General features: G+C 35.3%; 9 protein-coding genes. 4 read left to right on the plus strand and 5 right to left on the minus strand.

Annotation, left to right across the window (positions count from 1 at the left end; translation table 11 throughout):
• The 4 genes from IDG65_RS13450 to IDG65_RS13465 all read right to left on the minus strand — a co-directional run.
• A partial coding sequence (locus IDG65_RS13450; RefSeq protein WP_048537178.1) for an aspartate aminotransferase family protein occupies window positions 1-585 on the minus strand: 585 nt, incomplete at its 3' end.
• A gap of 252 nt (window positions 586-837) precedes the next feature.
• On the minus strand, window positions 838-2193 hold the full coding sequence (brnQ1, locus tag IDG65_RS13455) for a branched-chain amino acid transport system II carrier protein BrnQ1 (RefSeq protein WP_000728169.1): 1356 nt from the start codon (window positions 2191-2193) through the stop codon (window positions 838-840).
• A gap of 275 nt (window positions 2194-2468) precedes the next feature.
• On the minus strand, window positions 2469-3026 hold the full coding sequence (locus IDG65_RS13460) for an isochorismatase family protein (RefSeq protein WP_001557561.1): 558 nt from the start codon (window positions 3024-3026) through the stop codon (window positions 2469-2471).
• Between the two features lie 66 nt (window positions 3027-3092).
• Window positions 3093-4733 carry an alpha-keto acid decarboxylase family protein gene (locus tag IDG65_RS13465; RefSeq protein WP_000813548.1) on the minus strand — a complete coding sequence of 547 codons (1641 nt, stop codon included), beginning with the start codon at window positions 4731-4733 and terminating at the stop codon, window positions 3093-3095.
• Between the two features lie 192 nt (window positions 4734-4925).
• On the opposite strand from IDG65_RS13465, the gene IDG65_RS13470 reads away from it, so the two are divergent.
• Entirely contained in the window at window positions 4926-5027 is a 102-nt protein-coding gene (locus IDG65_RS13470) for a hypothetical protein (RefSeq protein ID WP_000613046.1), read from the plus strand.
• On the opposite strand, the gene ptsG is transcribed toward IDG65_RS13470, so the two are convergent.
• The gene (gene ptsG / locus IDG65_RS13475; RefSeq protein WP_001227727.1) at window positions 5006-7051 is read right to left on the minus strand and encodes a glucose-specific PTS transporter subunit IIBC; all 2046 of its coding nucleotides are present in this window, start codon (window positions 7049-7051) and stop codon (window positions 5006-5008) included. The genes IDG65_RS13470 and ptsG overlap by 22 nt on opposite strands.
• 584 nt (window positions 7052-7635) lie before the next feature.
• Between ptsG and mupG the strand changes: the two genes are divergently transcribed.
• The 3 genes from mupG to IDG65_RS13490 form a co-directional block, all read left to right on the plus strand.
• Window positions 7636-8691, plus strand: coding sequence for a 6-phospho-N-acetylmuramidase (gene mupG / locus IDG65_RS13480; RefSeq protein WP_052997583.1), 1056 nt, complete (start codon window positions 7636-7638; stop codon window positions 8689-8691).
• Window positions 8691-9587 (plus strand): N-acetylmuramic acid 6-phosphate etherase, encoded by an 897-nt coding sequence (murQ, locus tag IDG65_RS13485; RefSeq protein ID WP_000432017.1) that lies wholly within the window; start codon window positions 8691-8693, stop codon window positions 9585-9587. The genes mupG and murQ overlap by 1 nt, the downstream gene beginning before the upstream one ends.
• An 11-nt stretch (window positions 9588-9598) precedes the next feature.
• Window positions 9599-10814, plus strand: a 1216-nt coding sequence (locus IDG65_RS13490; protein WP_206174158.1) for a PTS transporter subunit EIIC, incomplete at its 3' end; no start/stop codon positions are given.

Raw genomic sequence — 10814 nt, forward strand, 5'->3', positions numbered from 1 at the left:
TTCACCTTGAATTGGTTCCAAAATAATTGCTGCTGTATTCGGTGAAATAGCTTGTGTTAATTGTTCAATGTCTCCAAAATCTACTGTTGTAGTGCCTTGAAGTAGGGGGTGAAATCCTGCTTTATATGCGTCGTGGTTAGATAGTGATAATGAGCCAAGTGTACGACCGTGAAAATTGTTATTCATAGCGATGATTTCAACTTGTCCGTCAGTAATGCCTTTAACTTCAGAGCCCCATTTTCTAGCAATTTTAATGGCTGCTTCAACAGCTTCAGTACCAGAGTTAAGGGGGAGTACTTTGTCTTTCTTAGCAAGATGACAAATTTTTTCTTCCCATTTCCCGAGATTGTCACTATAAAGGACACGTGAAATGATAGACAACTTTGAAGCTTGTTCAGTCATCGCTTTAACAATTGTTGGATGACAATGGCCTTGGTTTGCAACTGAAAAACCTGAGATGCAATCTATATATTGTTTGCCATCAGTATCCCAAACTTTGACACCTTTACCTTTAGAAATGACAAGCTTAAGTGGTGCATAATTATTAGAGCTATAATAATCAGTTAATTCAATGATTGAATTCATCGGTCTCCCTCCTTTATATTTATACAATTTAAAGAATTAATATTAATATATTACAGTTGTTCAATATAAGTGTCAAATGTAAATTTAATAATATAAAGATAAGGTTGTGTTTGTATTAATGTGATTTGTAAAATGAAAGTACTAATATTTTTTGTGGATAATCATTGATATGTATGTATACGATTGCAGTTTAATGTAGTATGAATAAAAAATGCCACAAGCATATGTTTAACATATGACTGTGGCATAGTATTATGCTTGTGGAATTTTACGATGCTTAATTTTAAAAATAATGAAGCCGATAATGAAACCAATCAAACTGAGAACAACCCAGCCCATACCAATGTCTGATAATGGTAAATATTTTTGGCTGAAATTAATCAAAGTTTGTGAGAATGATGTGCTTGAAATGAACTCTGGACTAGCTTTTAATCCATCTACTAATGCAGCAATCATTGTAAAGAAAATGGTACATTGATAAATAATTTTTGAATGATGGAATTTGCTACTAAATAATGTTAGTACAATCAAGGCAATTGCTAATGGATATAAGAACATTAACACTGGGACTGAGTACATAATAATCTTAGTTAAACCAACATTCGCGAATAAGAACGAAATAAAGCTTACAACTGTTGCAATCGCTAGGTAATTCATTTTAGGGAAAAGGTGTTCGAATGTTTCTGAAAATGCCGTAATCAAACCGATGGCTGTTTTTAAACAAGCAACCATAACGATAAGTGACAACAGGACAATACCGTAGTTACCTAAGTAGTATTGCGTAATTTGCGCTAAGGCAATACCACCATTTTCACTAAGTTTGAAATGACCAATACTTAATGTACCCATGATTGCTAGTAGGGTATAAATGATCCCCATCATAATGATACTGATAGTACCAGACTTAATTGTTTCTTTAGCGATATCAGTTGGATTTTCGATACCTAACTTTTTAATCGTTGCAACAATGATGATACCAAATGCCAATGACGCTAGCGCATCTAAGGTATTGTATCCATCTAAAAAGCCGTTAAATAAGGCATGTGATTGATATTGTTTACTAATAGGTGCATCAGATATGCCACCTAATGGATGGATAAAAGCAAATAATAAAATAATTGCTAATAATACTAAGAATACCGGATTTAAAAATTTACCGATATATTCTAAAATTCTTGATGGCTTTCTCGCAAAAAACCATGCAATCACAAAGAAGACGAAGCTAAAAATAAATAAATATAAAGTGATTTGCTTTGGTGATAAAAATGGCGAAAATGCAATTTCAAATGATGTCGTTGCCAGTCTAGGTAAGGCGAAAAATGGTCCGATAACTAGATATAAGGCAATCGTGAAAATGTAAGCATATGTTTTATTAACACGCGATGCAATTTCAAATAAACCAGATGTCTTTGAAATGCCAATAGCAATGATACCTAGAAATGGTAAGCCAATTGCTGTAATTAAAAATCCTAAGTTAGCGATAAAAACGTTAGAACCAGCAGCTTGACCCAAGTGTATTGGGAAGATAAGATTGCCGGCACCAAAGAATAAACCAAATAACATAGAACCTATAAACATGTTTTCTTTAAATGTTAGTTTCTTCTTCATATATGTATTTGTTCTCCTTTTTAGAACTTATAAAAATCTACTTAATTAAGATAATATCAAAAATTAAACATAAAGTGATACATAATTTTGCAATAAATACTAAATTTTTTGAAAATTCCGGAATAAATACTGTTTCTTATGTAGTAGGGGCGTAAGTTAAGAACGATTTAACAGATATAGAATATGTTAAATATAGAAGGTTAGACAACCCGACGTATTAATACTTTGTGAAATAAAGATCCCCCTCAACATGATCGAAGGGGGGAAGTATATGTTTAGTTCAATATATTTAGAAAGTCGTTTGTAGTTATTGTTTGTCCCATCAATGGGAATACATTATCTATTGGAAATTGATGTAGCGTTTCGTTTTGTGCACTCATCATATCTGTAACAAAAAACTGATTGTAGTTTAATTGATAGGCATCTCGCGCTGTCGTATCTACGCCAATATGCGTTGCGACACCACCAAGAACAATCGTATCAATTCCTCGACGTCGCAATTGTAAGTCCAAATCTGTTCCTACAAATGCACTAAAATGTCGTTTGTCTATGACAAAATCGTCATCTCTCTTGTCTAATAAATGATGGAAACGACTGTAGTCGTCGCCTTCTTTTGGTGGTAATGAGATCATTGCATTTGGTTGCAATACATCTTTACCATCATAGAAATTCACGCGAACAAAAGCGATAAAGCCATTGTTTTTTCTAAAAACATCTATTAATTTATTAGCGTTTTGAACGACATTTTCAGCTGTATGTGGCGCATAATCCATCTTAAGTATACCTTCTTGCAGGTCGATTAACACTAAAGCGGTTTTATTAAAATTAATCATCTTATATCAGAGTCCTTTTCGTTTAATAAAGTATTCGCTTAAACTTATACCCTGTATACGATGAAATTATTTATTTTGTTGTGAAAAAGCTTTAGCGATATCGATCAGTTTCTTCGGTGCGTCTTCGACAGACATTTTGACTTCGACAAAATGCATCACATCGGGATGACCATTAATTGCATTAAACGTGTCTTGTAAATCTTTTGATGATTCAACGTCATGAATTTCAACATTTTTACCACCAAATACAGCTGGTAAAGCTTTATAATCCCACATGTGAATTTCATTATAAGGTTCATACATGCCGTGAATAAGTCGTTCTACCGTATAGCCGTCATTATTAATCACAAATAATACCGGTTTAATATGCTGTCTAATCATAGTTGAAATAGCTTGAACAGTTAGTTGCAATGAGCCATCACCAATTAATAATAAGTTACGACGATCTTTGTCTGCTAATTGTGAACCTAATGTTGCAGGTAATGTATAGCCGATAGAACCCCATAACGGTTGCCCTATAAAAGTATTGTTTTTGTATAATGCTAAATCATAAGCACCAAAGAATGATGTACCTTGATCAGCAATAATGACATCATTTGGTTTTAAGAAATTTTGCATCATTTTAAAATAAGTTTGTTGTGTTAATGGTTCTGTGCCAACAGTATAATCGGGTGATGTTGGACGATGATAAGCAGGGAACGATGCGTTATTCGTATATGAAATATTGGATAACTGTTTTAACAACGATGGTAGAGATATTTCGTCATTTGTAAAATCGTCAATTTTGATATTATGATGATTTAACATAACGACATCATCGATATTGAATTGGTATGAAAATCCTGCTGTTGCTGAATCTGTTAATTTGGCTCCAATATTTAAAATTAAATCGCTGTTGTCCACATAATCTCGTATTTTATCTTCGGCAATTTTCCCATCGTAAATACCCATATAATATGGATTTTCCTCATTAAAAGCACCTTTTCCTAATGAAAGTTGTGCTACTGGTATCTGTGTTTGATTTACAAAATCTTCTAATTCTTGATGGAGGTGAAAACTGTTAATTTCATGTCCAGTAATGATGATAGGCTGCTTCGCTTGATGCAGTTTAGTTGCTAATAACTCTATATATGTTGATGCATCCGTATCTTTAGTTGCCGTCACTTCAAATGGTGTCGGTATCTCAATTTCAGAGATTGCGACATCGATTGGTAAATGTAAATGAACTGGGCGTCTTTCGGCGATTGCTGTATTAATTAAACGTGGTATTTCGGTTGTTGCATTTTCAGGTGTGATATAACCTTGTGCAACGGTTATATGTGCAAACATTTTTCGGTAGTCGTCAAATGTACCTTCACCAAGTGAGTGATGTACATATTTACCGGCTTGTTCAACAGCACGTGTCGGCGCACCTGTAATCGCAATGACAGGTATGCGTTCAGCATATGAACCTGCGATACCGTTGACGGCACTTAATTCGCCAACACCAAATGTAGTAACTAATGCAGCGAGTCCATTAAGACGGGCATAACCGTCCGCTGCGTAACTTGCGTTTAATTCATTTGTATTTCCTACCCAATCTACATTGGGATTGCTGATAATATCGTCTAGAAAAGCGAGATTAAAATCACCAGGAACACCAAAAATTTTATCGACGCCTGCTCGATGAATAGCGTCAATTAAGTAAGCTCCAATGCGTTGTTTCATAAAAAAACCACCTTTTCTCTATATTTACACTTAAAATGATAGCCTCGAATACAGTGTAAGGTCAAGTAAGTTGACTTTGTTGTGAAAACGCTAACGATAGTGAACAATTAATATTTTTTAGGAAATGAGTATGAAGGGGGGCTTTAATTGATGATCTTAAAATTCAAAATTTAAGGGGAGAGCGAACTATCAATGATACCGCAAAATACAATAGCAAAGAAAAAACAGGCGCGTCACCTTATGAAGGTATACGCACCTGTTTATAGTAAGCATTATTTAGCTTCAAATAATTGATTGCCAAATGAAATGTTGCCATGTTCACCTTGTTTAAAATCAAGGTTTGTAATGTTTCCTTGTGTCACGATAATAGGCGTAATATCACTCTTTGCATGATTGCGGATGTAGTCTAAATCAAAGTTGATTAATAAATCACCTTGTTTAACTTCTTGACCTTCCTCAACATGTAAAGTAAAGCCTTCTCCGTTTAATTTAACAGTGTCTAAACCGATGTGGATTAATAGTTCTAAACCACTATCTGATACAAGACCAATTGCATGTTTTGTTGGGAAAATCATTTGTACTTTACCGTTGAATGGTGCACGAACTTCACCTTGTGAAGGTTTGATAGCGATACCGTCACCCATCATTTTTTCGCTGAACACTTGATCAGGCACTTCTGATAATGGTGTTACTTCACCAGTTAATGGTGCATGCACGATATGGCTCAATTCGCTTGTTGCAGATTTATCTTCTGCAACAACAACAGTTTCGTCTTTATCGTCTTCCATAGTAGTAGGATTTTCTACTACTTGACCATTCATAATCTGTTGCATTTCATGTTTGATTTGGTCAGATTTTGGACCAAAAATTGCTTGCATATTATTACCGACTTCTAATACACCGGATGCACCTAAATCTTTCAAACCAGGAACATCAACTTTAGATTTATCGTTGACTTCAACACGTAGACGTGTGATACAAGCGTCTAAATGTTTAATGTTTGCTTTGCCACCCATAGCTTCTAATACTGCATATGGTAATTCAGTTGCTGAAGCAGTAGCCGCTTGTGATTGTTTATCTTCACGACCTGGTGTTTTGTATTTTAATTTTACAATTAAGAATCGGAATACGAAGTAGTAAATAACTGCGTATACAAGACCTACAGGAATAACTAACCACCATTGTGTCTTATTAGGTAGTATACCGAGTAAGAAGTAGTCGATGAAACCACCTGAGAATGTATAACCTAGATGAAGATCTAATAAGTACAATGTTAAGAATGATAAACCATCAAGTACTGCGTGAATAAAGAATAATAATGGTGCTACAAATAAGAATGAGAATTCTAAAGGTTCTGTAATACCAGTTAAGAATGATGTTAAAGCAGCAGAACCCATTAAACCTGCTACTACTTTCTTGTTTTCAGGTTTAGCTGTGTGATAAATTGCTAAAGCTGCTGCAGGTAAACCGAACATCATAACAGGGAATTCACCTTGCATGAATTTACCAGCTGTCAAATGTGCGCCTTCACGAATTTGTTCGATAAAGATACGTTGGTCACCGTGAATAATTTCACCAGCTGCATTTTTCCATGAACCAAACTCGAACCAGAACGGTGCGTGGAAAATGTGATGTAGACCGAATGGAATTAATAAACGCTTGATGAAACCAAATAAGAATACGGCAACACCAGTATTTGAGTCTAATAATCCTGTACTGAATGCATTTAATCCTGTTTGAATCGTTGGCCAAATTAATGCCATTGGGAATGCTAAAATAAATGATGTTGTAGCCATCATAATAGGTACGAAACGCTTACCAGCGAAGAAACCTAAATAAGATGGTAAGTTAATGTTATAGAACTTGTTATAACACCAAGCTGCCAGGGCCCCGATTATAATACCGCCGAACACACCTGTTTGTAATGTTGGGATACCTAAAATGCTAGCGTAACCACTCGCTGGATCACCAATGTTCTTAGGTGTTACTTGTAAAAAGTCACCCATTGTTTTGTTCATGATTATGTAACCGACGAATGCTGCGATAGCTGCTACACCATCACCGCCAGCTAATCCGATTGCGACACCTAATGCGAAAATCATAGGCAAGTTATCAAAAATGATACCACCAGCACCCGTCATTAATTTAGCGACAGTTTGTACGCCACCATTTTGTATAAACGGCAAGTAGTGTTGTAATGATTCACCTTGCATAGCTGTACCGATAGCTAATAACAGACCAGCTGCTGGTAAAATCGCAACAGGTAACATTAGCGCTTTACCAATACGTTGCAATTGACCGAAAAGTTTCTTCCTCACTTGTCCAACCTCCAAAGTTGTATTTATTATTTAAGATTCAATAAAAAAGGCACGAGCAAATAGACTGTGTTGGTAACCATCACAGCTTAATTTAACTCATGCCTAATCTTACTTAGTAACACGTTGGTGTATGTAATTAATGTAAAAGAAGCAATTGACTAAGTAGTATATAAAACGGATACGTTAGTTTATCTAGCTTACCATCACATCTTATTGAATCTTATTTGTTTGCGACTCCTATTTTAGCATGGTGAAGTATGCGTTTTCAATACAATTATTAAATTCAATTTCAAATCTCTTAATTGTTCACAGATTATTATTAAAACATAATATAAGATAATCTTGAATAAAATGTATAAAAGTTGTTGTAACAATTCAGCAATAGCAGCTATTATCAGCACTTAAAAGAAAGGATAATCTTTGATGGTGTAATAATTAACTTGTGACAAAAATATGTAAGATTATTACAATGAACAGGCTTTAACTGATTAATATTGTAATGTGTTTTCTCTTATAGTAAAATGTAAGCGATTACACAACTCAACTATATTTTCCTAATAATTATATTGTTAAGGAGGGCTACTTTGACAGGCTTTTCAGTGTATTTAGGACAACCTTTAGATGAAGCGTATATTAAGCGAATGATTAAACAAGGTTACCAAATGATTTTTACATCTGTACAAATACCAGAAGAAGATGACGAGACAAAATATCATTATTTCACAAAACTACTCAATTTATTAAAACATGAACAAGTGACTTACCTCATAGATGCTAATCCATCTATTTTAACACCATCTTTTTATGAGCATCTTCGGCAATATGATGCACAATTTATGATTCGTATCGATCATAGTACATCAATTGAGGCAATCGAAGCGATAATGGCACAGGGTTTAAAGTGCTGTTTGAATGCAAGTATTATTTCCCGGGAATTGTTAACAAGCTTACATCAACAATTGAATGATTTTACATTACTTTCATTTTGTCATAACTATTATCCAAGACCAGATACGGGATTATCTGTTGACTTGGTCAATAAGAAAAATGAACTCATTTCTCAATTTAATCCAAAGGCACAAATATATGGTTTTATTGTAGGGAGTGGTTTGCGAGGTCCTTTGCATAAAGGCTTGCCAACAATTGAAGCAACGAGACATAGTCATCCTGTCGTTGCAGCTAAATTACTACAAGAAACTGGTGTATCTGAAGTGTTAGTTGGAGACTCATTGATTGAAATGAGGCAGGCAAAACAACTTATAGATTTTTGCAAGCATAGGCATTTCACGTTATGTATTGAAGAAGTGTTTGATACGACGGTGACTTACCTTTTCGATATGTGTCATAAAGTACGCCCGGATAATCCGGAAAATGTCATTCGTTCGGAAACGTCAAGACAAATATGTCCACATTCGATTCAACCACAGTTTACGACGCAACGACGCATTGGTTCAGTAACCGTTGATAATTTGAATAACGGACGTTATCAAGGTGAAATGCAAATTGTGAGACAAACGCTTAGTGCACATGACAATGTGAATGTTGTTGCACAAATTATTAAAGAAGACTTACCACTGTTAAGTTGTATCGAGCCGAATGATACATTTGATTTTCAAAAAACTAGGGAGTGTAAGAAGTGATGGAAAATAGTACGACCGAAGCGCGTAATGAAGCGACGATGCATCTTGATGAAATGACTGTGGAAGAGGCTTTAATTACGATGAATAAAGAAGATCAGCAAGTCCCGTTAGCAGTTCGAAAGGCAATACCACAATTGACAAAAGTAATTAAAAAAACAATTGCACAGTATAAAAAGGGTGGACGATTGATCTATATCGGTGCAGGTACAAGTGGAAGATTGGGTGTCTTAGATGCAGCGGAGTGTGTACCTACATTCAATACTGACCCTCATGAAATTATAGGTATTATTGCTGGTGGACAACATGCTATGACGATGGCTGTAGAAGGTGCGGAAGATCACAAAAAATTAGCGGAAGAAGATTTGAAAAATATAGATTTAACATCAAAAGATGTCGTTATAGGAATTGCCGCGAGTGGCAAAACGCCATATGTTATAGGCGGTTTAACATTTGCTAACACAATCGGTGCTACAACAGTATCTATTTCATGCAATGAACATGCAGTTATAAGTGAAATTGCGCAGTATCCAGTAGAAGTTAAAGTTGGTCCAGAAGTATTAACTGGTTCAACGCGTTTAAAGTCTGGTACAGCACAAAAATTAATTTTAAATATGATTTCAACCATCACAATGGTTGGTGTCGGAAAAGTTTACGATAACCTCATGATTGATGTTAAAGCAACCAATCAAAAACTGATCGACCGTTCAGTGCGTATTATTCAAGAAATATGTGCTATCACATATGATGAAGCAATGGCGTTATATCAGGTATCTGAGCATGATGTGAAAGTTGCGACAGTTATGGGTATGTGTGGCATTTCTAAGGAAGAAGCAACAAGACGGTTACTAAACAATGGTGACATTGTTAAACGAGCAATCAGAGATAGACAACCTTAGGAGGGATTTAAATGACCAAAGAACAACAACTTGCAGAACGAATTATTGCTGCAGTAGGTGGTATGGATAATATAGATAGTGTCATGAACTGTATGACACGTGTGCGTATTAAAGTATTAGATGAAAATAAAGTAGATGATCAAGAACTAAGGCATATTGATGGTGTCATGGGTGTTATACACGATGAACGCATTCAAGTTGTGGTTGGACCTGGTACAGTCAATAAAGTGGCTAATCATATGGCGGAATTAAGTGGTGTTAAACTAGGTGACCCAATACCACACCATCACAATGATAGTGAAAAAATGGACTATAAATCATATGCAGCTGATAAAGCAAAGGCGAATAAAGAAGCACATAAAGCAAAACAAAAGAATGGTAAGTCGAATAAAGTATTGAAATCAATTGCCAATATCTTTATACCGTTGATTCCTGCATTTATTGGAGCTGGATTAATTGGTGGTATTGCAGCAGTACTGAGTAACTTAATGGTGGCAGGTTATATTTCAGGTGCTTGGATTACGCAACTTATAACAGTATTTAATGTCATTAAAGACGGTATGTTAGCATACTTAGCTATTTTCACTGGTATTAATGCGGCTAAAGAATTTGGTGCGACACCAGGACTTGGTGGCGTGATTGGTGGTACAACGTTATTAACGGGTATTGCTGGTAAAAATATTTTAATGAATGTCTTCACTGGAGAACCATTGCAACCTGGACAAGGTGGAATTATTGGCGTTATTTTTGCCGTTTGGATTTTAAGTATTGTCGAAAAGAGATTGCATAAAATTGTGCCAAATGCGATTGATATTATTGTAACGCCGACTATTGCATTGTTGATCGTAGGACTATTAACTATCTTTATCTTTATGCCATTAGCAGGTTTTGTTTCAGACAGTTTAGTTTCAGTAGTTAACGGAATTATTAGTATTGGTGGCGTATTTAGTGGATTTATCATTGGTGCAAGCTTCCTACCGTTAGTTATGTTAGGGCTTCATCATATTTTTACGCCAATTCATATAGAAATGATTAACCAATCTGGTGCTACTTACTTATTGCCAATAGCAGCGATGGCTGGTGCTGGACAAGTAGGTGCCGCATTAGCACTTTGGGTAAGATGTAAACGCAACACAACATTACGTAATACTTTAAAAGGTGCATTGCCAGTTGGTTTCCTAGGTATTGGAGAACCATTAATCTATGGTGTGACTTTGCCATTAGGTC

Source organism: Staphylococcus sp. EG-SA-17, assembly GCF_017151845.1.
In the GTDB taxonomy this organism is placed as follows: Bacteria; Bacillota; Bacilli; order Staphylococcales; family Staphylococcaceae; genus Staphylococcus; species Staphylococcus aureus.

Coding starts and splice junctions, on each gene's coding strand:
- brnQ1 (WP_000728169.1), bottom strand. CDS start 2,193: ATGAAGAAGAAACTAACATTTAAAGAAAACATGTTTATAGGTTCTATG.
- murQ (WP_000432017.1), top strand. CDS start 8,691: ATGGAAAATAGTACGACCGAAGCGCGTAATGAAGCGACGATGCATCTT.
- IDG65_RS13470 (WP_000613046.1), top strand. CDS start 4,926: ATGATACCGCAAAATACAATAGCAAAGAAAAAACAGGCGCGTCACCTT.
- IDG65_RS13460 (WP_001557561.1), bottom strand. CDS start 3,026: ATGATTAATTTTAATAAAACCGCTTTAGTGTTAATCGACCTGCAAGAA.
- IDG65_RS13465 (WP_000813548.1), bottom strand. CDS start 4,733: ATGAAACAACGCATTGGAGCTTACTTAATTGACGCTATTCATCGAGCA.